Below are 25,102 nucleotides of genomic sequence, written 5' to 3' on the forward strand. Positions count from 1 at the left end.
ATAATATTATTTAAGTAGAACGTTACTTACCAGAACCACTATAACATTTCAATTTCCATTGTTCTGCCTTCTAGCCGTGAACGTTCAGCTCCAAAACCAATCCGATGGCCATAGACGGATTTTTCGAGGGCAGTGGAAGAAATCGATGGCTCTTCCCCTCGTAAAACACTCACAAAATCGGCAACAAGCAGTAGATCCCCTCCACCGTGGCTATCATCGGTTACATTGACCGAAATTCGCTTCTCCGAGTATTCATGCCCTTTTCTTGGATCAGGATGTCTGACCACGAAGGTTCCGTCTTCCAAAACACCGGATATTTCGCCGTTCGTTCCAATGATGTGAATGGTGCGACACGGTCTCGAAGTCGCTCCAACCATGTTGTGTGTCGCCGTGCTGCCACCTTCGAATTCAATGATGACTGATTGATGGTCTACAACATCATTATCGCAATGCCATACGCAGAGGCCATAAGGGTTATCCGTTCGTAGAGATTCGATTTGCTCATCCAGGCTAGGGGTTTCGCCCAAATAAGAGTTACTCCATACGTAGAAGCCCCATCGTCCCTGATCAATATAGTTTTTACGTGCAGAGTAGGGACAATTCTCCTCTATTTGGCAATCTGTCAAACAGCGTTTTCCAGCACCCTGCGGTGCGTTTTGCGGCCTGAACTGCATTAAACTCCCAAAGCTGCTTACTTTTTTCGGCTGCTTTCCAACCATCCAGGTAATAATATCTAGATCATGGCAGCATTTAGCCATCAACATGGATGATTTGCTTTTCTCTTCGGAATTCCATTTTCCCCGAATGTAGGATACCGCCATATGATGATAGCTTACATGTTCGGCAGTTTGAATATTTACGATATCGCCGATATCGCCGGACAAAACGACTTCGCGAATCGCTTTGTAAAAGGGAGCATACCGTAGAACATGACAAATCATAACTTCTCGCCCATACTTTTGTTTGGCCTGATACAACTGCATCATCTTCTCTTCCGACGTTGCTATGGGCTTTTCAAGTAGGACATCATAACCCGCTTCAAGTAGAGGAATACTCGTTTCAATATGGAGATCATCCAATGTCCCATTAATCGCTGCATTCGCAATTTTGGGACCTTTTACTAGCTGTTCAACCGTTTCAAAGCAATAATTATCATCGAGGCCAAATCGTTCTGCCGTTAGTTTCCTACGCACAGGGTCCGGTTCCACGACCCCTACGATCCGAAGTTCGTCTGGTTGCTCTACAGCATAGGATGCATACAACAGGCTACGGTGTCCTGCCCCCACAATGACAGCAGTAATCGGTTTGTTTTTTATACCACTCAAATTCACATTCCATCCCTCCACTATTCCTACCATCTGGAACGATATATTTATCTATTTCTTGTTTTGAGCATTGTACCAATCGGTAGCTTCTTTAATAATCTGATCACCACCACGTTTTTTCCAATCCTCGATGAATTTATCAAAACTATCGATAGGTTCTTGACCGGTAATAATTTTAGCCGCCGTTTCCATCCACAAACCGTTCTTCGCGAGTTCCGGCTTCGATTGCATCGTCTGTGGCAGCGGCATGCCCAGCCCATCACTTTTGCGTCCTTCACTGTTGGCCACCTTGAGACCATTTAGGATCAATTCAGAATCCTTGCGGCCCTTCATAAATTCTTCGTTAGCCAGATATGATGAGCCAACAAATCGAAGAAACATCAAATGCATATTTTCTTTGTTTATATCGTCTACGGATGTCGCATATTTATATTTGTTCTTACCATTTTCAACCGTATAATCTTCGCCTTCCAGCCCGTAGTCAAGGAACTTTTGCGCTTCTTCAGAATAGAACCAGTCAAGCAGCTTAATCGCATCTTGAGGGTTTTTATTCGATTTCGGAATCGCCCATACGTTTCCTACGGATGAGCTTAATCCCAAACCGCCTTTACCATCTGGACCTGTAGGAGCCGGAATAATGATAATCTCCGCCTTCGGATCACCTTGTCTAACCTCAGATTGCCATTTATCCGGGTAGCTAGGATCATGGATCCACATCCCCACTCTTGCCGCACCTTTGATTTTAGCATCCCAGTCTTTGCCTTGCTGAACGAAAATTTCGTTATCCATCAGTTGCTCCTTGTACAACATCCGATGAAGCTCCAGTGCCTGTTTCATTTGTGGTCTGATAAAATTCGGCACAAGCTGGTTGTTCTCATACTTCCATCCATCGGGAATAACATCATACGCTCCAAAAAAAGCTTCGGCGAAGGCAAAATTTTGACGTCCTGAAAATGGAATTTCATCCGGCTTGCCATTTCCGTTCGGATCCTTTTCCTTAAACGCTTTCAACATAGCCACGTATTCATCGATTGTTTTCGGTACCTTTAAATTCAACTTATCAAGCCAGTCTTTGCGAACGTATACGGCGGAATTCCGTACATAATTCTCTCCCGGAATTGCATATATTTTTCCATTTTTACTAATCATAGATGAATCCCAGGATTCCTTTGGTATTTTCTTCAAAAGATTCGGTGCGTACTGCTGAAGTAAATCATTCAATTCATAGAAAGCACCAGCATTAACGGCAGGAGCCATCTCGGGAGAGTCAATACCGTAATTCTGTAGAATGTCAGGCAATTCTCCTCCGGCAAGCAGAAGTGTGAGCTTTTTGCTGAAATCTTGGTGTGGAATGAGTTCCAATTGCAAGTTTGTCTTAGATAATTCACGGAGCTTTTTAACATATTTATCTTCGTTAATATTGGACGATCCTTCTACGTAAGGAAGTCCTCTCGTGCTGATCGCCAGTTTGATAGTTGGGACCTTCGTAGAATTTGCAGCACCCGATCCCTTGTTAGATTCCGCTTTGGAGCAGCCTACTAATGTTACGAGGGCTATAAGCATATAGACTGCAGCTTTCAACTTTTTTTTCCCCATTCTTAACTCTCCCTTTTGTTATATTTGGTAAACTTTATTAAATTACCCTTTGACTGATCCAAGCATGGCACCCTTTATAAAATGCTTTTGGATCATTGGGTAAATCAATAAAACAGGTAAAGTAGCAACGATAATCGTCGCCATCTTGATCCCCTCTACGGATTGCATTGTCATCTGCACGCTCTGCATGACATTGGCCGCATCGCTTTCAACAATAAGCTGACGCAGCTTGACTTGCATCGGGTAAAGCCCGGGATCTCTTAAATACATGATCGCGGAAAAGTATCCGTTCCAATGTCCGACTGCGTAAAACAGACCAATCGTTGTCAATGAGGGCAAGGATAACGGCAGTGCAACGCTCCATAATGTACGATAATCGTTGCAGCCATCGATTTTGGCAGCTTCCAATAATCCTTCGGGCAGTGCCTGGAAAAACGAAATCATAATAATAAGGTTGAATGCGCTGACTAATCCGGGAATTATTAATGCCCATAACGTATTGAGCATGCCCAAAGATTTAATCACCAAATAGGAAGGAATGAGTGGAGCCGGAAAAATCATGGTAAACAGAATGAGCAATATGAAGAAGGAACGGCCTTGAAGTTCTTTTCTCGCGAGCCCATAAGCCATCAATGAAGTAAAGATAAGATTGAGTAGCGTTCCAAAGATAGTAATATACACAGTCACGCCAATGGATTTCCAAATCGCAGCATTGTTCAGCACTGAAATATAATTTGCCAAAGTGAAATCTACGGGAAATACGGTAACCTGGCCTTTCACGATGGCTGTTCCACCGCTAAAGGAACCTGCCAATATATTGACAAATGGCAGCAGCATAAGTATTCCGGTAATAGTTAGAAATGCGTAGTTGAACGAAACAAACCATTTTCTCGGTGACTTCAAGATGATCCCTCTCTCCGATTCAATAAAGTGAACTTCCTGTTAATTTCTTGCTGAGTTGATTCGCACCAACAATAAGAACCAGCCCCACCACGGATTTGAAAATACCGATAGCTGTCGTATAGCTGTATTGGAAGCTTAGAAGACCGACTTCATAAATGTAAGTGTCGATTATGTCCCCTTTCACCTTGACCAGCGGGTTCAGCAAAATATATATTTGCTCGAAGCCCAGATCAAGCATGTTGCCGATTCTAAGAAGCAGAAGCACCATAATGGTAGGTAATAAGGCAGGCAATGTGATACAGAAAACTTGACGAAATTTGCCGGCCCCATCTACTTCTGCTGCTTCATACAGCTCCGGATTAATACCTGCGAGGGCTGCCAGGTAAATGATTGTTCCCCAACCGACTTCCTTCCAGATACCCGATAAGACAACAATGCCACGGAAATATTCCGGTTTTTGCATGAAAAAGATTTTCTGTAAACCCAAGGAATTCAGCAGTTCGTTTACTACCCCATAATTAGGTGACAACGCACTAATGACCAATCCGCCAACGATGACCCACGAAAGAAAATGAGGCAAGTAAATGACCGTCTGAACAACCCGCTTAAAGAACATCTTCCGTATTTCGTTCAGAAGTAGTGCTAAAATTATCGGTGCAGGGAACCCAAAAATGATTTGGTATAAGCTGATAAGAATCGTGTTGCCTAATATTCGCGAGAATTCGGGATATGTAAATAGATTAACAAAGTGCTTGAACCCTACAAACTCGCTGCCAAGGATACCAGAAAACACATTATAATCTTGGAAAGCGATTACACTACCGAGAATCGGAATATATCGGAAAATGATGAAGAATAATATACCCGGCAAAATCATGGAGTAGATTTGCCAGTATTTTAGGAAGTTATTTTTCCTAACCATACGTTACCTCCTGGTCGAATCATTTTTGACTCCTTTATCGTAATCGCTTTCCTATAATTAATACATGATTTAACTTTAGTAAAACTGTGTTTTTTTCTGCGGATTTTAACAAAAAAAGAACCTTTCAATTTTTCAAGGTTCTAATCTAAGCCTATCCTCTTTCTATATTCTCTCGGACTGCACCCGAAATATTTTTTAAAGGTTCTTGTAAAATGAGGGTAATCACTATAGCCGACAGCATGGGCTGCTTCATACGTCTTACAATTGGAATTATTCAAAAGATCCTTGGCTTTCTCCATACGAAGGCCGATCAAATATTGAACAAAGGTGACTCCCAATGCTTCCTTGAAAGATTGACTGGCATAAGATAGTGACATATTCAACTGTTCGGCTATGGATTGCAAAGATAGCTCCTCTTCCATGTAATGCTGTTCAATATAGGCTGCGGCGTGTTTGATATGGTGAAAAGCGCCATGGTTGCGGTTGGCCTGTATATCCTGCATTAGTCCCATGATGTTAGCTTCAAGCAATCCCAATGTACCAGATGGTTCAGTAATCGTATAGAACGCAGTAAGATCGCTTATAGGCATCTCTCTTCCTGAACGATGTTCCAACTCCTTCCGAATAAAGGTTAATAGTTCAAAACACAACTGTTGAAGCAAGCCTACATCTGTCGATTGTTCCATAAACTTGGAAGAGGTATCTTCCAGTTCCATCTTCACTTGCTTTTCGTCCAGATCCCATATGAGACCTGCTAATCGACTCCCTGTCGTTTTGCAATACCATAACCAGTCGCTCCTCATTGATAGCGTTTTTTGCTTCAAATTGAGCTTGCTGCTGACGATCCGAAGTACGTTGTCCAACTGCTCCGGTCGAATCGGCTTTAGTAGGTAATCTTTAACCTCATAACGGAGCGCCTGGCGAGCATATTCAAATTCATTGTAGCCGGAGAGTATTACGATCTCACACATAAGTTGACGCACTTTGCATTCCCGAATCAATTCAAGGCCATCCATGACCGGCATATTGATATCCGTAATGATCAAATCGGGTGACATCTGCAAAACTAGTTCCAATGCTTCCTCTCCATCCTCCGCCTCTAAGACGGTCGTAAATCCATATCCACTTTCTGTGATCAATTTGTTCAAGCTCTTTTTTATCAGGTATTCATCATCGACAATTAACACTTTATACATTCCTCATCGCTCCGTTTCCTGTATTTCTTCCAGATGATACGGCAGCCTAATCTGAATGACACTTCCCCGTTCATCGGATTGCAACACCAGTAGTCCATAGGGGAAACCAAACAAAAGACGAATTCGTTGATGCACATTCCTAAGCCCTATTCTGGATAATGTTTCATCTTCTGCCTCCCGTTCCATCGCTTGCTCGTTCATAAAGAACTGGTTATATTGTTTGAACTTTTCCACATCCATCCCTCTACCTCTGTCAATAATTCGCAGCAAGTAATCGTCACCATACCGTTCACCGGATAATCCTATATATGTGGGTTTAACGCGATGTTTTTCATAACCATGTCGAAAACAGTTCTCTACGAGCGGCTGCAGCGATAAGCGAGCCGTCTGGACATTTGAGATCGCGCTTTCGTCCAAATCCATCTCGATTTGCAAATAGGGGAAGCGTTCTTTTTGGATTTCCAGGTAGGTACGAACATGCGCTAGTTCATCCTTGAGACAAATAATCTGCGTTGAATCGCTGATATTGAAGCGGAAGAAATCAGCAAGCGCAATAGCCATTCGACTGATTGGCGCTACACCCTCAATAAGGGCATAGGAATTGATCATCTCCAGTGTATTATATAAAAAATGAGGGTTAACCTGGGATTGAAGCGCTTTGAGCGTAGATTCTCTCTGCTTGATGACAAGCTCTCTCTCTCTGAGCTGAGATGTATGCACTTCTTCAATTAGACTGCGCAGTTCGCGAACCATCTTATTGAATCCACGGTACAGATTACCAATTTCATATCCCTTATGCTCAGGCGCCTCAATGTCAAGGTTACCAACTTCTGCCTGCCCCATTAAACGTTTCAGTCTTGAAAGCGCATTCGTTAAAGAAAGTGAAAAACTTCCGATAACCAGTATAACAAGCAAAGCAAGGGTCAAGCCTTCCCAAAGGGTCGTATTACGTACGGACAGCAGTTCTGCATTCAATTCATGAATTGGAACCTGCGAGATAATAGTCCAATTCGTATAAGGAGATTTATGGAAAGCGACCAAGTCTTTTATCCCTTGTCCAGAATGGATAAACGCACCGCTCTCTTGATTGTTAATTTCTGCGGAATACCAATCAGGCACCTTCGTGCCCCACTTCGATTGATCCGGGTGGTATATTATTTGTCCATGTGCGTCTGCAATCCATAAAAATCCTGTGTCGCCAACCTTAATCTGATCCATTATTTTAGATATTTCATTTAGTCGCAAATCAATGATCATAATACCAGATGTTTGATAACTTGTAACATCTTTAAATTTTCGAATTGTGGTCAACAGTGGAATTTTGTTATCCCGACGAATGCCGAATATGGCGTAATTCAAATTATCCGGAATGTCCGTATAGGCTTGAAAAGGCTTCTCGACCAAGGAGGAACCCCAGCTTGAGACCTCGAGACCTTTGTCGGAATATATCGCAAATGAATAGATCTCAGGACGACCGAATACCACTTGCTGTAAAAGCTCATCCTGAATCTTTCTTGTTAACGTAATCCGATCAACGGTCTGCTCAGGACTCAATTTCATAAAATCTCGAATTAATGGATGCGTAATAAGCGGAAACGTTGTACGGTCAAGGTCCTGAAAATACGCATTCAAATGCCCGTTTACCTGCTTGACAATTTGTTCATTAAAATTAGCAGCCGATCGCTCGATGGATAGGGTAGACTTGTCATACCATAACTTGCCGAACACGAGAAATGGAATACATACGAATAAAATAAAAAGCGTTATCAATTGGGTGCGTATGGATATTTTCCACATGCGCTAATCTCCTTTTCCGTTGCAATCTGCATGAACCCCTCAAGCAAATTGAGGACTAGTAATGCAAACTACACCCCAAACAATGATGGCTAGCCAAAAGAGCGTAAGAAAGAAATATACCTCCATAGAAAAATTCCTCTCTAACTACAAGTTCGAAAATAATGGAATGTAACCCCATTTTTTCAGAATAACAATACTATAAAAAAATATAAAATACTTCTCTTTTATGGAGAAACATAATAAAAAGTGGGAAGCAGGGGAGCAACGTCATGGCAATGGCTGCCATCATCCTCACGAATTTTCGGGCAGATCAAGGACCTGATAGTGCAAGCAGTTTGAATACGGTGTTATATGAAGTAGGCGGCCTCTTCGATTATTTGTTCCCAGTCAAACCTCATCTTTCTATTCAACCCGGTGGTACCAAAAATTCCATTATAAAAAAATGCCACGATATACGCGGCACTAAAGTCAAAAACCTCTGATTCTTTTTGACTCATTATTTATTCTCATGGTAAAATTTTAGTCAATATTAGCAAACAGTAAGGCAAGGGACAAGCGCGTGAGCTGCGCGACTGGCTCTAAGACCCCTAATAACACATTAAAAAAAGTAGTCTTGCCCAAACACTTCCTACGGCGGTTGGGTGAACTACTTTTTTGTCATTTTATCAGCAATGATAATCATTAGATTGACCAGTTGAAGAATAATACTGCCAACGTATTAGATTATTTGCTCCATATGTTCTCACCCCCTTGCCTTTAGGGGTAAAAACATTCCAACCGCCACACGCACTTAATCAAAATTATACCATATTTTTTTTCGGATTAAATCATGAAGCTAACTTTTAAATCAATCGTACTACATCCTTTTCGGTATAGTGAACTTGATGTTTCTGGCTTCAAATTAGTATATCTCGGATGCGATTATTAAGAAAAAATCGGTTGAAATCAAAATGACGCTAAATTCATTTTTCGCATAATTTTGTTCCATTATGGTCAAGGCCTTTTTTGAATATTAACGGATTCGTATGTTACCTGGTTCGAAGAGTCGTTCGAGCAAAACCTGAAGCACTCAACCGGGAAATGACAAGAACTTTATCCCATTCCTGACAAAAAAACATCGTCAATAATTTTGACGATGTTTTTGTTTACAGCACAAGGTTAAGAGATCCTGAGCTCTTTTCGTTTATAAAATTAAAACGTACTATATACATTTTCACATTCTTCCGCGGTTGGTTCATAAAAACAGTGCTTCTTGAATCGTCCTGCGAGCGGCTGATTATACCAGGTTGGCGGACATTCTCCAGGATTTTCGAACGTTCCTGGACGGAAATACCATAGGGAGAATTTGGCGGGCCAACTCCGCTCCCCATTTACAGATCGTTGCGCCAGACGGCGTTCCCTATCTCTTGCGTTTTGATAGTACAAACCATGTTGCAATGCTTCGAACGCATGCGGCTGGTTGATCATTTGGGGAATTGTCCGGATTCCTTTAAAATCGGAGCAATTCGCTCTTATTCGGTTAATGCCAACATTTCCAACAAGGAGCATACCCATTTCGCCCTCGGTCTCAGCTTCAGCTCGAAGTAACCTTGCCAACATATTAATATCCTGGTTCCTAGCTTTTACTACTGCCATTGGCTCACCTCTTTAGATTGTATTTCTAGACTTATGATATTGTAGGCGAAGCGAAAGTATTACTTGGCAGCAAAAATAGAGAGCGATAATAAATAGCCGTTCCACCACACTTTGCCCGATAATCCAATCAGAAATCCTTGTGCTAGGTATAACCTCCTTCCCTTCAAAGTGATCTGTCGGGAATAGGGTAATGTTATTGTCTCTTTACATCGTAAACCTGAGCAACACGCCTCGGCAAGCTCAGAGGTTGCTCAGTGGCCGGATTATCATGCAGCTCATCAATCGGACGATAGCTACTCCAGAACATTAAAGATCGATATTCCTTGCAACCGTCCTGTTCAAGTAGGCTGGGTCCAGTTGCGGAATAAGATTTGTTTATGTCAAACAACTGGGGGCTTCTTGGGTGTGACAGCAGTTTACATTAAATTACCGGATAATATAGATGAACTTGCAAACGATGCTGCGGAAAAGTCTGAGGAAATTGATTCCGAGATCGGGGGGTTGTATACTAAAATGAAAATAAATTGGGAGTGTGAACCATGATGAAAAAGAAGTGGAGTGTAGGTATATTTCTCTTCAACGATGTTGAGGTGCTTGATTTTGCTGGTCCCTTAACATAGACCTCATCATTACTGCCGGTTAATATGACAACTGGCGACGTCGATGTTTGAATCAATCTCAATAATATTTGTAATTGATCTTTTGAACTTAAACTCATTACCTGTCATTGCCATATGCGCCGCGTGGCAAAATATGTTTTAATATATCAAAGGAGCGTGATACACAGTGGACATTAACACATTTCTATATCCAAAGAATGAGGTCTCTTACATCACGACATCTTCCAATATGAAAGAAGCCTTAGACAAATTGGAGGCGTGCCATTACTCGGCCATTCCGATCCTTCAAGACAATGGAGTATATTATGGGACGCTGTCCGAAGGAGATTTGCTATGGAAGATGAAGGCCACACCTGGCCTTAATTTCGATACGATGCATGAAATTCCCGTCGTCTCTATCAATAAGCGAATAAAAATCGAATGCGTCAAGATTGATGCAGATTTGGACGACATGCTTGCGCTTGCGGCAGATCAGAACTTCGTTCCGGTCGTAGATGACGATGGCATCTTCCTTGGTATTATCCGGCGCAAAGACATCATCGAATACTACACCCAGAATATTACAGATTAATTGCGAAAGACCCGATCATATGAAAATGATCGGGTCTTTCATTTACTTTGGCGTTATTTCCACCGAACCATTTCTATCGCCGGAGCTAAAGACGGAAGCGATGTGCGTGGACTATCGCGTACTTATATTTGCCCTAAGCCACCCACTTGCCTACCAGCCCTGAAGATGACTTGTCGCCTGAGCTGATCGGCTCTTTTTCCTTCGTCCTGAACGGCGAAGAATCAAGTACCCGCCGAAGCCCTATTCCATGGACTCGAACATGCCCTCAAAGAAGCTTCTCTCGTCATCAGTTGCGTTTATCGGTCCGCTACACAAGGTCATTGTGGTAGTACCGTTATTTTCACTAAAGGTTACCGCATTGAGTATTTCCAGCGGGATCAAATCGCTAAATGAGGACCGAACCATGTTTCCCACCTCATCTGAAAAGCTGTTTACCCAGACAATCTTTTCGAAAGCTACGATTTCCTGATACACGAATTTACCCCACATTTGATTACCATCAGGAGATTGCATGTTATAGTGGAAATAACCTCCCGGACGGAAATCTATTATAAATTCGGAACTTATATTATTCATGAAGGACTATGCTAACGGGCAGCATAATTGATTTAAGAATACTCACGCCGCTAACATTTTAATGTTAATGGGAGCCTTTTGAAGTATACTTCTCCACCATTTTATTCAAATAATCTCGAAATTCTTCAACATAGGTTTTGGGCTCTACGATTTTCAGATTTGTACCGAAGCTCGCTAAAAATTGAAATCCATTACTGTTTTGCGGAACATGGATTGTTGCTAATAAATAATCAGAGCTATAGTATTCAATGCTCTTTCGAGCGTACCTTTCAATGAATTGATCTTTTATGACAGGCGAAATCAACGCCTTGACCGAGACTAGTTCCGGTTGATAATTTGCTTCCTGCTCATGTTCCAACAGATCATCTCTAGGGCTAAACGTTTGTTCATTTATATTAAGATGCTCGATCCGAGATAATTTAAACGTTCTATATCCCATACGTTGTAAACAGAATCCTTTCAGATACCAACTCGTTTCGCTAAAATGAAGCTGATAGGGCTCGACAGTTCTTTTCGTCGCAGTGCCATTTTTATCTATATAATCAAATGAAACTACTCTTCTCTTTAATATGGCTTCCTGACATGTCTTCAAGGTTTGACGAATCTCAGACCGACCCTCCCAATCATAAAAAGACAGTTGAATCGAACCTTTCGGAGCCAATGGGCTAACCATGGCTTCTATTTTTTTGATCGTCATTTCAACTCCTTCGCTAATTAGAATTTGTTCCAATCCGCCGAGCGCAGTCAATATATTTTCTAAGTCGGAGCTGCTTAATAGACGTTTATCAACCTTGTATTCATCCATAATACCGTAGCCGCCATGAACTCCATTGACCGAATAGATCGGGATGTTTGATAAACTCAAGGTTTCCATATCGCGAAGAATCGTTCTTTTGGAAACGTTAAATAATTGCGTGAATTCTTTGGTGGAAACGACATCTTTTTTCAGCAAGATCATAATGATAGAGATTAGTCTCTCAACCTTTTCCATCGGTTCCCCTCTTTTTTTAATTTAGTATGAAACGGTGACATACAGCTGTCACCTATTATGTATTATACTCCATTTATAACAAGAAGGAGGTTATGCTTTATGTCAGCTATTGCATATTTAAACTTTGATGGAATTGCAGAACAAGTGATTGAATTTTATTCGGAGGCTTTAAACGCTATTAAAGTAAAAAAAGTGAAATTTGGGGATATCCCGCAAGATCCAAACTACCCAATGCCGGACAATGAGTTAAATATGATCATGGAGTCTTCCATAGAATTCGCAGGCGGGAAAATCATGATGTCGGACATTTTGCCTTCAATGAAGGCGGTAACAGGTGAGCTGGTGAAAGGGAATAATATTCTGATTAGTCTAGTCATCGATGATAAGCAAAAACTGGAAGAATACTTTAGTCATTTGTCCCTTGGTGGCCATGTCATTATGCCGTTATCCAATACTCCTTGGTCTTCGTGCTTTGGCATGCTAGTTGATAAATTTGGGGTTAACTGGAAATTCAATAGCGACGCAGATCAGTTTCTTGATAACGTAATATCCAACATACGGTAACTCATTATGAAAAATGGTCTTTGCAACTGAAGGCTAAAACTAAATGACTGAAATGGCGCAAATTTCCTATAAATTCAATTTAATTTGCATAATTACTACAAAAACTATCAGTCATTCATATGCACACATCCCATAAATCAACCAACCATTGGCTCTCTTATATCATAAGAACATTTGTTCCGTATATCAATAAGGAACATTGCACATAAGAATTAATTTGCGTAGAAAAACCTGCATATTTCACGGAATTAGCATTCATTTTTTATCTTAACTGGCAATTCTGTTATGTCTTCAACAACCGCTACCAATTAATTCTTCACCCTGAAAACGATAACCGGTTTACGATCTGTAGCTGCAGTGTATAAATGGATCGTTGATGTAAGCTCTCTAAAGCCTTTATAACGTTTCATAGAGTATATATGTCCTTTTGCCTTCCTAATTTTGACCGCTACTTTAGAACCTAGTTTGTTTCGTCACGAAACCGGGTACGCCTTCATTTTCAATCTTCATCACCTTTTCAAAGTAACCACTTTTCTTACTAATTTCTTTACACCGAGTATTTTTAAACGTTAAGAGTGTATTTAAAAACTTCTCCCAATTTTCCAATCTATTATGCAAAAGTAAGAGTTTATAATAGTGGTCACAGTTACTTGTGAAGGGATAGTCATAGTATTTTTCATTGTATTCGATGGTTTTCTTCAATAAGTTTATATCTTTCTCTACTAGTTGGATAAGCTCGTCCAATTCATAACCTGCTTTCAATGTTTAGAGGCCTGCCATTTAGGCAGGCCGTTCTTATTGTGTTTACCTCTTTGCATTATAGAATTCGTGATACAGCATCATGAGCGTCCTCTTCTCAATCCGCGACACATAGCTTCGTGATATGCCCAATTCCTTGGCAATTTCCCGCTGTGGACCTCTGTCAATAGAATGGACACATAGAATCGAGAGAATTACGCAGTCAAACGGCACATACGTTCGCATTGTTTGGTGACAAATACCCTATGGAGGAATGGATTCGTTTCCCATTGTAAAAGCACGTAATGTATTCAAAAATGCTCTTTTTTGCTTGCTCACGTGTCTTGTACTTTTCCAGATAAACGAGCTCTTTTTTCAAGACACTGTGGAAGGATTCGATGCAAGCATTGTCGTAGCAGTTGCCCAGGTCTTGAATCATTTTCTGTAGTTCACGCATCGCTTTGTCTTCAGACTTGAGTTGACCGCTACCCACAAACGCGCTATTTCCGTCCTGTTTAAATTCAGCGATCCATCGGTATAGCGTGTTCTCCGAAAGCCCCAGATCTCGGGCTACCTGCGCTACCGTTTTCCCTTGTTCTTGGATGAGTCTTATGGTTTGAATTTTGAATTCTTTGTCGTACTTTTTCTTCATCGTCAGACACCTCAATTTAGAATGCTTTTATTGTCGCACTCTCGTTCCTCCGCGTCCATTGTTTAGTCTAGCAGCATTATTTCCGATGTAACTAACGTACTCCCTCGCTGCACTTCAAAATCATCATTATCAATCCATTCCATCATCTCAAAAAAATCATCATCTGCAGTACGTGTCCCACTGCCCAATTCACCAATGTAAATAACCTTCACTTCTTCAGGATTAGAAATCAATGATACGCTTATTCTTAGGAAAATATTGTTCCATTGCGACTATCGCCGTTGGTCCTGCTGCTGTTTTCGCTGCTTTTGTTGCCATGACACTACCTCCCCACTTCCTTACTTCCCGATATAATTCTCCATAAACAGGGAATATTCCTAGATGATACTATAATCAAAAGCTTTGTATATAAAACAAGAAGGAGTAGCTCTAGTCTGCTCCTTCTTAACCTTCAGTTTCTCTTCATTCATTTTTGATGAAACGGGCCATGCAAATTCTTTACAATGAAGAGAGCTCACTCGGAAGCACCTCTGTTACTCTGCTCGCGATGCAAAATTTCCATGAATTCTTCACCTGAAATAGTTTCCTTCTCCATCAGATACTTTGTGATTTCATGTAACTTCTCTTTATTGTCCTCCAAGATCCGTAAAGCGTTCTGATGGCAGTCTTTGATGATGGTAAGCACCTCATCGTCGATTTTGGATGCTGTATCTGCTGATACCAATAGCGAGGTATCTCCGCCTAGATAAGGATTATTTACAGTTTCCAGCGCCATCATATCGAACGCCTCACTCATGCCGAACCGGGTAACCATTGATCTAGCAATTTTCGTGGCTTGCTCAATATCATTCGAAGCACCCGATGTGATCCGTTGGAAGATGACTTCTTCCGCGGCACGTCCTCCCATGTAGGTCGTGATTTTGTCCAACGCCTGCTCCTTGGACATTAAGATAGTCTCCTGCTCGTCCACCTGCATCGTGTACCCGAGAGCGCCAGAGGTTCTTGGAATGATCGTAATCTTGTGCACGGGTGCAGAATGACTTTGCATAGCTGCCACCAAAGCATGCCCCACTTCATGATAAGCAATGGTCAGCTTATCCTTCATGGAAATGAGGACATTTTTTCGCTGATAACCGGCGATAACAATCTCTACGCATTCTTCCAGATCGTTCTGCGTAACCTCAGTCCGTCCTAATTTGACGGCCCGTAATGCCGCTTCATTGACGATGTTGGCTAGGTCAGCACCGGACGCACCGGAGGTGGCTCTGGCAATGACATGAAAATCGATCTGATCCGCCAGCTTCACCTTCTTGGCATGTACCTTCAAAATAGCCTCTCTGCCTGCCAAATCCGGTAGCTCCACCGGTACTCTTCGGTCGAATCTGCCCGGGCGAAGCAGCGCCTTGTCCAGCGTTTCCGGGCGGTTGCTCGCTGCAAGAATAACGACTCCCTTATCCGCGTCAAAACCATCCATTTCAGTCAGCAGCTGGTTAAGCGTCTGTTCCCTCTCATCATTTCCTCCAGCAATTCCGGAATTGCGGCTTTTACCGATGGCGTCAATCTCATCGATAAAGACGATGCAGGGAGCTTTTTCCTGTGCTTGTTTAAATAAATCCCTCACGCGGGCTGCGCCCATACCGACGAACATTTCCACAAACTCGGAACCGGAGATGGAGAAGAAAGGTACCTTCGACTCCCCAGCCACCGCTTTCGCCAGCAGAGTCTTCCCTGTCCCTGGGGGACCAACCAGCAAAGCGCCTTTGGGAATATTAGCGCCGATCTCCGTATATTTCTTTGGGTTATGCAAGAAATCGACGATTTCCTGCAGTGCTTCCTTAGCCTCATCCTGTCCCGCAACATTAGCGAATGTAACCCCAGTTTGTGTTTCGACATAGACCTTGGCATTACTCTTACCGAAAGATAGCGGGTTCCCTCCGCCAGGCAGCCGTGAAGTCATCTTCTTCATAAGCCACTGTCCGATTAACAGGAAAATAAGAAACGGGAGTATCCAGCTTAATAAGAAATTCAAGATAGGAGACATTTGCCTTGGAATAATTCGATTAAAGGAAACCTTCGCATCGTACAATCGATCAACAAGCTTCGGATCCTCAACAGCTCCTGTCTTGTACATCTTGACCTCTGATGTGTCGACCGGAGTAAAGACTATCACGTTATCTTGGATGTCCACTTGCTTCACTTGACCATCCTTCACCATTCGCAAGAACGTCCCGTAATCAACCTCCTTAACGGAGTAGTTGGAAATAGCAGGCATCACGATGGAATTAATCAGCAAGATCACCAGTAGAGTGATTCCATAATAATAGAGGATGGATTTTTTGGGTGGTTTGATCCCCTTCATGTCCATGAACATTCACTCATTTCGTTCAAAGTACCTTTCAGTAAACATACCCATTATTACCTAAAGCATTTATCATCATTCCCATCAATCGCTTAGTACTCGTAGTGCTCCTTACCAAGAGGCCGTTTATTTTATTTCTAAAATGACCACAATGGCATAAAAGAGCTTTAACATTAGAAAGGTGAAGCTGAATAATGTCAGAACATCCCTTACAATCCTTCATACGAACGGCAATGGAGCAGTTAAAAGAAACGGTGAATGTGAATACGACCATGGGAGAACCGGTTGTTGCGCCCGACGGCACACTTATCATACCGGTATGTAAAGTAAGCTTCGGATTTGCTTCGGGCGGCAGTGAATTTGGCCATCACAGCCAAGATTATACCAAGACTGAAATGCCATTTGGCGGTGGTACAGGAGGTGGAGTATCCGTAACACCGCTGGCTTTTTTGATTATTGGACATGCAGGGGTTCAAACGATTACTCTCGAAAACAGCTCTAATATTTATAGTAAAATGTTGGAGCTTGCTCCTCAGCTTTTGGATAAACTGCAGTCATTAATCAGTCAGCACCATTCAGAAGTGTGACGCCATCAATGATATATAATCCATTCTTGATCGGGTTGTTCTAGATAAGCGTCAAGCGGCAGCTTGATGTCCGGGACGCTTTCATTATGAATAAGATCATGGGTATCCTGCTGCTTCATGATGATAGAATGTGCATCAAATTGACTGCGGCAGACAGCGAGATGATTGGTGACGTGAATATACTGGCCGTCCGGAAGTAATACTCTTGCTTTAACATTGTCATCGAGCAGCAATGTCAGCAGTTGAATAAGCATGGATTTATGTTCTTCGTCTAGCACGGGACACATGAGTTCAATCCGTCGGTCCAAATTTCTTGTCATCCAATCGGCACTGGACATCCACACTTGCGGATTACCGGCATTCTCAAAATAAAAAATTCGGGAATGCTCCAGGAAGCGATCTACAATGCTGCGCACTTGAATGTGTTCACTTAAGCCGGGAATTCCCGGGCGCAAGCAGCAAATGCCGCGGACAATCAAATCTATCTGAACTCCTAACTTCGATGCATTATAGAGCTGATCTACCATTTCTTTATTAGACAAAGCATTCATTTTGGCAATGATCCTTGCCGGCTTCCCCTCTTGTGCATGCTTTGCTTCACGCTGGATCGATCGAAACAGCTGCTGTTTTAAATGAGTTGGAGCTACACTGAGGTAATGCCAATGCACGGGCATGGAAAATCCGGTAATTTCGTTGAACAAATTGGACACATCTTCTCCGATCCTCGGGTTCGCTGTAAACAGTCCTATATCGGTGAAAATGCTTGCGCTTACTTCATTGTAATTACCTGTTGCCACATGAATATAACGTTTCAGCATATCCTCTTCTTTGCGAACAACCAGTGTCATTTTGGCATGAATTTTCAATCCAGCTAAGCCATAGACGACATGGCAGCCCGCTTTCTCCAAAGTCTTAGCCCATTCGATATTCCTCGCTTCGTCAAACCGTGCTTTTAATTCGACAACAACGGTTACCTGCTTCCCCATCTCCGCAGCTCGACTAAGGGATTGAATAATGTGCGAATCCCCATTGGAACGGTACAAGGTCATTTTTATTGCAAGCACGGATGTATCCAAAGCAGCTTGTTGAATAAAATCATTCACCGCCTCAAACGATTCATACGGATGCATAACGATAACATCCCGCTCCCGCAATACGGCAAAAAAATCGTCCGTTCTCGCAAACGCACGGGGATAGCCTGGTTCGAATCCCGGGTATCTTAAATGCTCGTAACCGCTTAGTGAACTGGAAAATGACATAAAAAAACTTAAATCTATTGGGGTGACAGTGGTGATTATAATATGATTATCAACTTCAAGCTCGCTTTTTAACAGCTCCAGTATCCATGGATCGAAGCCCTTCTCGATCTCAAGCCTAACAGGGGTCCCCCATCTTCTTGTTTGCAATACTTTTTCCATTTCATCCAGCAAATCCTCTGCGCCTTCCTCATCCAATGACAAATCCGCATTCCGGGTCAAGCGAAAAGCATGAAAGGATACTGGTGAATACATCGTAAACAGCGTGTGAATATGTGATTTGATCAGGTCCTCGAGCAAAATATAGTGTTTCTTGGCATGTTCCTCTTGGGAGGAAACTTCAATAAAGCGCGATAAATTAGCCGGGATTTCAACCAAGGCAAGCTTCGTACCCTGACTATCTGCCGCCACTGCTTTAGTTTCCTTCAATACAATAGCCAAGTAAATGCTTTTCGTGCGAATCAACGGACATGGTCGGCTTCTGTCGATCGCCAAAGGAGTTAATACCGGAAACACATTTTGAACATAGTAGGCTTCCAGTTCCTTTTTCTGCTGACCATCCAAATCACTAAACGTCGTAAACACGATGCCTTGCTGCTGGAGTAAATGGCAAATCTGTTCATGAGTAGCATACTGATCGGCTGCCAGCTGTTCGATCATGGCTGTTACTTGCTTAAGCAGCTCCTTTGGGGTGAACCCGGTGAAATCCTTACTATGGTTCCCTGACTTGACTTGTTCCATGATACCAGCTGCCCTGACACTCACGAATTCATCCAGATTGGTGGAGACAATAGATAGAAATTTGATTCTTTCCAAGAGTGGGGTGCTGTCATCCTGAGCTTCTTGAAGAACGCGCCGGTTAAATTGAAGCCAGCTTATCTCTCGGTTGATATAAATGCTGTCAGCTTTAGTCCACTGTGTGACATTGGCCACGGCGCGTCCTCCACTTCATCCTTTTTTTCTGAACAAAAGCACTCCGATTTTGCGGAAAAGCTGCCATGTAGAACTGCAACGAATGGTGACGAACCCGGTTGTGGTTTCATTTTCGTTATTTTGCATGATCGTTTTCCCTTATTTCTGTAAAGTATGATTTGACACGTAAAAATTTACTTGGTCATTACCTCTTGTGCGGGTTGCGTTACCGTCTGCGTCATATTATTCACCAAGGGATGATTTACAAAGGCGTTCCCGGCTTTGACTCCTATCGTTTGACCCAACATATTGCCCATGATTCCACCAACAGCAGAGCCTATGACTGTCCCTACACCTGGAAAAATACTGGTACCCACGATTGCACCATATTCAATGCCTGCCATCACGCCTAAAGCTCCTGTCACGTTCCCTGTTGTTTTAACAGCAAAATCTTTTTTGTTTAATTGACCGTTTGACAAGCTCTTTATATCGTTGATTTCAGACAAACTTCCAGCAATAAGACCACCCCATAATGAACCGCCTTGAAGCATAATGATCACTCCTTGATGTAATTATAAATTCATTGAATAAATTGTTCCTTAGGATTGAAGAAAATATCCTTGAAAACTTTGCATACATTTGCCATGCTCACGCCTTATTTTACCGACCATGGTCCTCAATCTTGCTCATCCAACCGGATGCTCGTTTTCTCTACATTAGAATGCTTTACCTGCTGGCCTCCCTGACGAACGGAAGCTGCCTCCTTTATATGATCGGATACCTCTAGTACCATTTCCGTTCCCTTCACAGCAAGCCTGCGGGCGGCTTTTCTTGCCTCCGGAGAAACGGCAAGTACGAAAGCCGCTGCACCTATTAGTATACCGAATGGGGATTTGAGCATGAACACAACTCCTTTTGATATAGGTTACTCAGATGTCCGATAAAGCAATGCTAATGACTATCCAATTTCATCGGGTTATTAAATAATTCCATAAAAAGGTTTTTTTATACATCGAGTTCACTAACGAAAAATAACGAATAAATCCAATCTTTGTGTTAATACTAACCAAATAAATTTTTAGGGATTTCGTATAAGGAGAGTAGCGGATGTCTTCATGTATAAGCAACAACAGGTTTCTTCGGGTCATACCGGGAAGAATGCGCATAGAAATTAACGGCTTGAAACAGAATCAGCATGGTGCAGAGCTTATATCCCAAGCTTTTTCAACAGCTAACGGGATTATCAAAGCAGAGCCTTGTACGGCAACAGGCAGACTACTGCTTCTTTATGACGAAAAGCGAATTGCCCTTCAAGATATTTTCAATAGAATTCTTGACATTGAAACGCAAATGGGATTACCCGTTTCCTTGATGAATTCTGAGAATTCCCCTGAGGAGCGGGACCCCTCCCTATCAGACAACCTTCAGTCAAAACCGGAAGTTTCTGAGTTTGTGATTTCAGAGCTCCACATGGTTGAAGCAAAGCATGAGGCAGCCGCTGCAACAGCTTGGAATACCGACCTGCCTCAAGACATGAGGGTGCTTCCTCAACTGCAAGATCAGACTATCAAAGAACCTGCGGAGAAAATACCTCTTCCACTGGCTTTATCTATGGGCGGCTTAGCTGTGCTGGGGGCCAAACAACTTCTGATGGGGCCTTCGGCTATGGCAAGGAGCCCTGTTCCATTCTATTTGTCCGCCCTCGTGTCGGTAGTAACTGGCTTCCCTTTTCTTAAAAGGGGTGTACAAGCGTATTCGCGTAACAGACAGTTAAACTCTGACCTTGTATTAGGAACTAGTGCTCTCGCTCTTGCACTTCTGCGTGAGAATCTAGTGGTATTGGCCGGGCTCAGTGTTTTGCAATACGTGTACTGGAAAAGGAGCCGGTCTGCTTCTTCTGACCATCAAAGAAATTGTTTATCGCCCGAAATTCAAAGATACAGCGAGCAAGCTGGCAAATGGGGATTCGTTGCAGCCGGTGTAACCTGGGCCGCCACTCGGGATCCTCTGCGTGCCATCGCTGTTCTATTGGCTGCAAATCCAAGGCCGATGACCATTCCTGCGCAATGTGCATGGGATCAAGCTGAGCTCGTGTCCAATGATCGGAAGTACCTCATTCCAGCCAAAGGTTCATTATCTCAGCTTGCCCGGACGAGAACCGTCTTGGTGGAGGATACATCTCTTCTCTATAACCAACCGCAAATTGAAGAAATACAATGTGTAACGACAAATGACGAGGATACAGATAAGATCATCTGTTATGCAGCTTCCTTAATGGAGAAAAGCAATCATCCGTGGAGAGATGAAATATGGACGAAAGCCAAACAAACTTGCCGGACCCTGCGAACTGCATTTCACATGAAGGAAGAAGAGCAAGGCATTCAAGGTAAAATCAATGATACTCGAATCCTGCTAGGCAGCTGCAAATATCTTCAGGACCATGGCATCGACTGCTCCCTTTATGAGCTAAAGGCTAAAAGGCTGATAAGAAATGGCTGCGTTGTACTTTTTGCTGGGAAACAGGAAACCAAAAGCAATGAATGCTTGGGACTGCTGGTCAGACACCAAGAAATGACTATCAATGAATTCGGTATCGCTGCAACGGTGTTAAAAGAAAAGGGTTGGGATGTCGGATTGTTGCAAAATAGTTTGCAAATAAGTGATGGTGTGCTGTCTGAACATGCTATGGACTCCAGCTGGACTTCACTTGAGTATGGAGACATGCTTGAAAAGATTGCCGGCCTGCAGCTGCAAGGCGAAGAAGTCTTATTTGTTCATGGACCAGAGCAAAGCCCTGTTCAATATTTGTTTAAGGAAGCAGGCATCCCTTCAATCTCCGTTCATGAGCTGAAACAGATACAAGAAAGTGCCGTTTTCGCCGAAACCATCGATCACACGGTCAACCAGCATTTTGAAATCACTAAGAAATGGAATCTCTTCGGAGGTGCTTTAGCTACTTTTGGTATGTTAAGTGCTCCGGTCGTTAACCTGGCTGCGGATGCTTTATCCCTTGTATTCATGTCGAGGACCAAGAAAATAAGCGAAGCTTTTCCCTATTCATCTGCCCACGGAAGTTCGACCGAAGTTGCCGCCGCATCGGAGATCTCCATGTGGCACGCTGTATCGAGCGAGCAAATTGCAGATGGCTTTCACGTCAATCACAAGCACGGGTTGACTTCGGATCAAATTGCTGCCCTAAGAAACCGATACGGCATTAACCGTCTTGAAACTAAACAGCCCTCCCCTTGGCTCGTTTCTTATTTGGCACAATTCAAAGAATTCACCACGCTGATCTTACTGGGAACATCTGTTCTTGCACTATTCACTGGCGGTATCTTCGACGGGTTGGCGATGGGTGTGATTCTACTCGCTAATGCAGCGGTTGGAACGATTCAGGAACGTAAAGCGGAAAAGGTGGTAGAGACGCTTAACCAGTTCCAACCTCCGCTTTGCAAGACCATTCGGGATGGACAGCAAATGGAAATGTCCGCAGCGGAGCTAGTGCCTGGGGATATCGTTTGTTTGGAAGCAGGAGATCGTGTTCCGGCTGATGTCCGGTTGTTCCAATCGTGGAATCTGCGTGTCAATGAGGCTCCCCTAACCGGCGAGTCTTTGCCTGTCGATAAGAACGAAGCCGTAATGGAAGCAGATTGTCCTCTAGCCGAGCGCAAAAATATGCTGTTCATGGGTACGGATGTTTGCGGAGGCAAAGGCATCGGCATTGTAGTAAATACCGGTATGAATACGGAAATGGGCCATTTCATGTCCCTGCTCAAAAAACATGAAAAAGAAGTAACTCCTTTACAAGAAAAGGTAACCTCGATCAGTAAAAAGTTTATGAAAGGCGCACTCGTTGCTGGAGGAATCGTCTTCTTAACTGGACTGCTGCGCGGAATACCTATAACACAAATGATTACAACATCGATAACCCTTGCAGCTTCCGCCATCCCGGAAGGACTTCCGGTTACGATTACCATTGCTTTAAGCGCAGGGATCTATCGCATGGCTAAGAAGAATGCGCTGATTCGAAAGCTGTCTTCCTTGGAGACTTTAGGCAGAACCACGATCATCTGTACGGACAAGACTGGGACTTTAACCAAAAATGAAATGACCGTAAAAGCACTAGCGACGGTAGATCGTTCGTGGGAGGTCACTGGTGACGGTTATGAGCCGATAGGCACATTAAAGGAGCTCAATCCGGAAGTCGCTGCGGCTTCAGTATTAGAAAGCGTAATGGAGCCAGCAGCTCAGCATGGAGATACCGGTAATCCGGATTTGCATCGCCTCATGCAAATTTGTGTGTTGTGCAACAACAGCAAGCTTGAGCAGGAAGAAGGACATTGGATAACCAAGGGAGATCCGACCGAAGGTGCTCTTTTAACGCTGGCTGCCAAAAATGGATTATGGGAAAAGGATTTTTCCCATTGGCATCGCGGCCTTGAGATTCCTTTTGATTCAGGCACGGCCAAAATGAGTGTCGTCTGTAAAAATACCCGAACCGTGCAGGAATGTTACGTGTTTTCTAAAGGTGCTGTCGAAACCATTCTGCGTCATTGCAGCCGGTATCAGAAAAATGGGGAGATTTATCCCCTCTCCGAAGCACAGAAGCAGCACATTTTACAGCAAAATGAACAATTGTCGGCTGATGCCCTGCGCGTGCTTGCATTTGCGTATCGGCCCATTGAAGAAAAAGTAGAGCAGCATGAATTTGACGAGAATGATCTTATTTATGTAGGACTGACAGGAATGATGGACCCTCCAAAGGCTGATGTCGAGATTAGTATTCGCGAGGCTTTGTCCTTGGACGTCAAGCCTGTGATGATTACCGGTGACCATCCGATTACCGCTATCGCCATCGCGAAGCAGCTCGGAATTTACAACGATACCGACAAAGTGTTGGCCGGACATGAACTCGACCGCATGACAGATGAAGAACTGCTCCGCACGGCAGAGCAAGTCTGTATTTTTGCACGGGTTACACCTGAGCATAAGCTCCGAATTGTGAAGGCCTTGCAGAAACAGGGACATATTGTTGCCATGACGGGTGACGGTGTCAACGACACTCCTGCTATCAAGCAAGCCAATGTAGGGATTGCCATGGGACGAACCGGTACGGAAGTGACGAAAGAAACAGCGGACATGGTTCTGACAGAGGATCACTTTGGCTCGATAGTTGATGGTGTCAAAGAAGGACGAACCATCATCAGTAATATTCGCAAAGCACTTGGCTGCTTGTTAACCGGCAATTTAGCTGAAATTATCGTGACCAGCGCCGCCGTGATGATCGGTTTGCCCATCCCTTTAGTCCCTATTCAGATCTTGCTGATGAATTTGTTGACCGATGCTCTGCCTGCCATGGTATTGGCAATAAACCCGGGAAGCAAGACAAAGCAAACGAAGCGGATGGATATCGTGGATAAGGAACTGTATCAAAAAGTCATTACCAAAGGATTACTTCTGGGAGTAGGTTCACTTGGCTTATTTGCAGCAAGCTTAGCGGCTGGCGCATCCATTCCGGTAGCCCAAAGTGTTGCCTTTGCCACACTGGTAGCTGGCCAATTGTTTCAAACCTTCTCCTGGCGTCAAGAAGGCTCGAACGAAACGGTACGCGATTGGGGCAGAGACCGGTTTCTGCTTGGTGCTCTTGGCATCTCCTGGATAGCATTGCTTGCAGCCTTGTATGTACCCCCTTTGGCTGGATTTTTCCATACCGCTCCGCTCTCCTTAGCTCAATGGATTCCAATCATTGGGGTGGCCGGGTCTGTATCCATCTTATCCAAACCGCTGCTATCTCTCATTGCAAAAACACAAGATGCCTTTCCTGTGCAACCAAACATCGAGAATACCCATGCTGCGGCGTAAGCCGCAGCTACCTCTCTTTCACACCGAGCAACCAAATACA

At 43.3% G+C, this 25,102-nt stretch carries 19 protein-coding genes and 4 pseudogenes; 6 read left to right on the plus strand and 17 right to left on the minus strand.

All coding sequences use genetic code 11. The annotated features are described in order from the left end of the window. Nucleotides 1–38: 38 nt before the first annotated feature. The 6 genes from QMA13_RS24060 to QMA13_RS24085 form a co-directional block, all read right to left on the minus strand. Entirely contained in the window at nucleotides 39–1,331 is a 1,293-nt protein-coding gene (locus QMA13_RS24060) for a Gfo/Idh/MocA family protein (protein WP_282936264.1), read from the minus strand. A 45-nt stretch (nucleotides 1,332–1,376) separates the two neighbouring features. Further along, a complete protein-coding gene (locus QMA13_RS24065) occupies nucleotides 1,377–2,921 on the minus strand; it encodes an extracellular solute-binding protein (protein ID WP_282936265.1) in 1,545 nt (514 codons plus the stop codon). A gap of 42 nt (nucleotides 2,922–2,963) precedes the next feature. Next, a complete protein-coding gene (locus tag QMA13_RS24070) occupies nucleotides 2,964–3,824 on the minus strand; it encodes a carbohydrate ABC transporter permease (protein ID WP_282936266.1) in 861 nt (286 codons plus the stop codon). Between the two features lie 19 nt (nucleotides 3,825–3,843). Next, complete coding sequence (locus QMA13_RS24075) at nucleotides 3,844–4,746, minus strand: ABC transporter permease (protein ID WP_282936267.1); 903 nt, start codon at nucleotides 4,744–4,746, stop codon at nucleotides 3,844–3,846. A 140-nt stretch (nucleotides 4,747–4,886) separates the two neighbouring features. Beyond that, nucleotides 4,887–5,942 carry a response regulator transcription factor gene (locus QMA13_RS24080; RefSeq protein WP_282936268.1) on the minus strand — a complete coding sequence of 352 codons (1,056 nt, stop codon included), beginning with the start codon at nucleotides 5,940–5,942 and terminating at the stop codon, nucleotides 4,887–4,889. A 3-nt stretch (nucleotides 5,943–5,945) separates the two neighbouring features. Then, complete coding sequence (locus tag QMA13_RS24085; protein ID WP_282936269.1) at nucleotides 5,946–7,739, minus strand: sensor histidine kinase; 1,794 nt, start codon at nucleotides 7,737–7,739, stop codon at nucleotides 5,946–5,948. Nucleotides 7,740–8,008: 269 nt separating this feature from the next. Between QMA13_RS24085 and QMA13_RS24090 the strand changes: the two genes are divergently transcribed. Further along, the gene (locus QMA13_RS24090; RefSeq protein WP_282936270.1) at nucleotides 8,009–8,221 is read left to right on the plus strand and encodes a hypothetical protein; all 213 of its coding nucleotides are present in this window, start codon (nucleotides 8,009–8,011) and stop codon (nucleotides 8,219–8,221) included. Nucleotides 8,222–8,930: 709 nt separating this feature from the next. Here the strand turns inward: QMA13_RS24090 and QMA13_RS24095 are convergent. Beyond that, nucleotides 8,931–9,374 (minus strand): cell wall hydrolase, encoded by a 444-nt coding sequence (locus tag QMA13_RS24095; RefSeq protein ID WP_282936271.1) that lies wholly within the window; start codon nucleotides 9,372–9,374, stop codon nucleotides 8,931–8,933. Between the two features lie 542 nt (nucleotides 9,375–9,916). Here QMA13_RS24095 and QMA13_RS24100 point away from each other — a divergent pair. Next, nucleotides 9,917–9,985 (plus strand): annotated as a pseudogene (locus QMA13_RS24100) (DJ-1/PfpI family protein); the annotation flags it as partial. A gap of 175 nt (nucleotides 9,986–10,160) precedes the next feature. Further along, complete coding sequence (locus QMA13_RS24105) at nucleotides 10,161–10,565, plus strand: CBS domain-containing protein (protein WP_282936272.1); 405 nt, start codon at nucleotides 10,161–10,163, stop codon at nucleotides 10,563–10,565. 240 nt (nucleotides 10,566–10,805) lie between these two features. Here the strand turns inward: QMA13_RS24105 and QMA13_RS24110 are convergent, their stop codons facing one another. Together QMA13_RS24110 and QMA13_RS24115 are read right to left on the minus strand one after the other, a co-directional pair. Then, nucleotides 10,806–11,141, minus strand: a complete 336-nt coding sequence (locus QMA13_RS24110) for an SRPBCC family protein (RefSeq protein ID WP_282936273.1) — start codon at nucleotides 11,139–11,141, stop codon at nucleotides 10,806–10,808. A gap of 64 nt (nucleotides 11,142–11,205) precedes the next feature. Beyond that, nucleotides 11,206–12,132, minus strand: coding sequence for a helix-turn-helix transcriptional regulator (locus QMA13_RS24115; protein ID WP_282936274.1), 927 nt, complete (start codon nucleotides 12,130–12,132; stop codon nucleotides 11,206–11,208). A 99-nt stretch (nucleotides 12,133–12,231) separates the two neighbouring features. Here QMA13_RS24115 and QMA13_RS24120 point away from each other — a divergent pair, with 99 nt between their 5' ends. After that, nucleotides 12,232–12,696 carry a VOC family protein gene (locus QMA13_RS24120; protein WP_282936275.1) on the plus strand — a complete coding sequence of 155 codons (465 nt, stop codon included), beginning with the start codon at nucleotides 12,232–12,234 and terminating at the stop codon, nucleotides 12,694–12,696. An 804-nt stretch (nucleotides 12,697–13,500) separates the two neighbouring features. Here the strand turns inward: QMA13_RS24120 and QMA13_RS24125 are convergent. The 5 genes and pseudogenes from QMA13_RS24125 to ftsH all read right to left on the minus strand — a co-directional run. After that, nucleotides 13,501–13,608: pseudogene (locus tag QMA13_RS24125) on the minus strand (sigma factor-like helix-turn-helix DNA-binding protein); the annotation flags it as partial. Nucleotides 13,609–13,657: 49 nt separating this feature from the next. After that, nucleotides 13,658–13,858 (minus strand): annotated as a pseudogene (locus QMA13_RS24130) (IS3 family transposase); the annotation flags it as partial. A 21-nt stretch (nucleotides 13,859–13,879) separates the two neighbouring features. Beyond that, a pseudogene (locus tag QMA13_RS24135) lies at nucleotides 13,880–14,086 on the minus strand (transposase); the annotation flags it as partial. Nucleotides 14,087–14,148: 62 nt separating this feature from the next. Further along, entirely contained in the window at nucleotides 14,149–14,298 is a 150-nt protein-coding gene (locus QMA13_RS24140; protein ID WP_282936276.1) for a hypothetical protein, read from the minus strand. A gap of 302 nt (nucleotides 14,299–14,600) precedes the next feature. Continuing rightward, complete coding sequence (gene ftsH / locus QMA13_RS24145; protein WP_282936277.1) at nucleotides 14,601–16,451, minus strand: ATP-dependent zinc metalloprotease FtsH; 1,851 nt, start codon at nucleotides 16,449–16,451, stop codon at nucleotides 14,601–14,603. Between the two features lie 188 nt (nucleotides 16,452–16,639). Between ftsH and ytfJ the strand changes: the two genes are divergently transcribed. After that, nucleotides 16,640–17,032: a GerW family sporulation protein gene (gene ytfJ / locus QMA13_RS24150; RefSeq protein WP_282936278.1), complete on the plus strand. Its 393-nt coding sequence runs from the start codon at nucleotides 16,640–16,642 to the stop codon at nucleotides 17,030–17,032. Between the two features lie 5 nt (nucleotides 17,033–17,037). Here ytfJ and ppk1 read toward each other — a convergent pair whose 3' ends face one another. The 3 genes from ppk1 to QMA13_RS24165 all read right to left on the minus strand — a co-directional run bounded on the left by ppk1 (nucleotide 17,038) and on the right by QMA13_RS24165 (nucleotide 20,101). Then, nucleotides 17,038–19,221 (minus strand): polyphosphate kinase 1, encoded by a 2,184-nt coding sequence (gene ppk1 / locus QMA13_RS24155; protein ID WP_282936279.1) that lies wholly within the window; start codon nucleotides 19,219–19,221, stop codon nucleotides 17,038–17,040. A 173-nt stretch (nucleotides 19,222–19,394) separates the two neighbouring features. Further along, on the minus strand, nucleotides 19,395–19,751 hold the full coding sequence (locus QMA13_RS24160; protein ID WP_282936280.1) for a glycine zipper domain-containing protein: 357 nt from the start codon (nucleotides 19,749–19,751) through the stop codon (nucleotides 19,395–19,397). A gap of 125 nt (nucleotides 19,752–19,876) precedes the next feature. After that, on the minus strand, nucleotides 19,877–20,101 hold the full coding sequence (locus QMA13_RS24165; protein WP_282936281.1) for a hypothetical protein: 225 nt from the start codon (nucleotides 20,099–20,101) through the stop codon (nucleotides 19,877–19,879). Nucleotides 20,102–20,307: 206 nt separating this feature from the next. Between QMA13_RS24165 and QMA13_RS24170 the strand changes: the two genes are divergently transcribed. Beyond that, complete coding sequence (locus QMA13_RS24170; protein WP_282936282.1) at nucleotides 20,308–25,062, plus strand: cation-translocating P-type ATPase; 4,755 nt, start codon at nucleotides 20,308–20,310, stop codon at nucleotides 25,060–25,062. The last annotated feature ends 40 nt before the right edge of the window (nucleotides 25,063–25,102 follow it).

It is taken from the genome of Paenibacillus sp. RC67 (genome assembly GCF_030020805.1).
GTDB lineage: Bacteria > Bacillota > Bacilli > Paenibacillales > NBRC-103111 > Paenibacillus_S.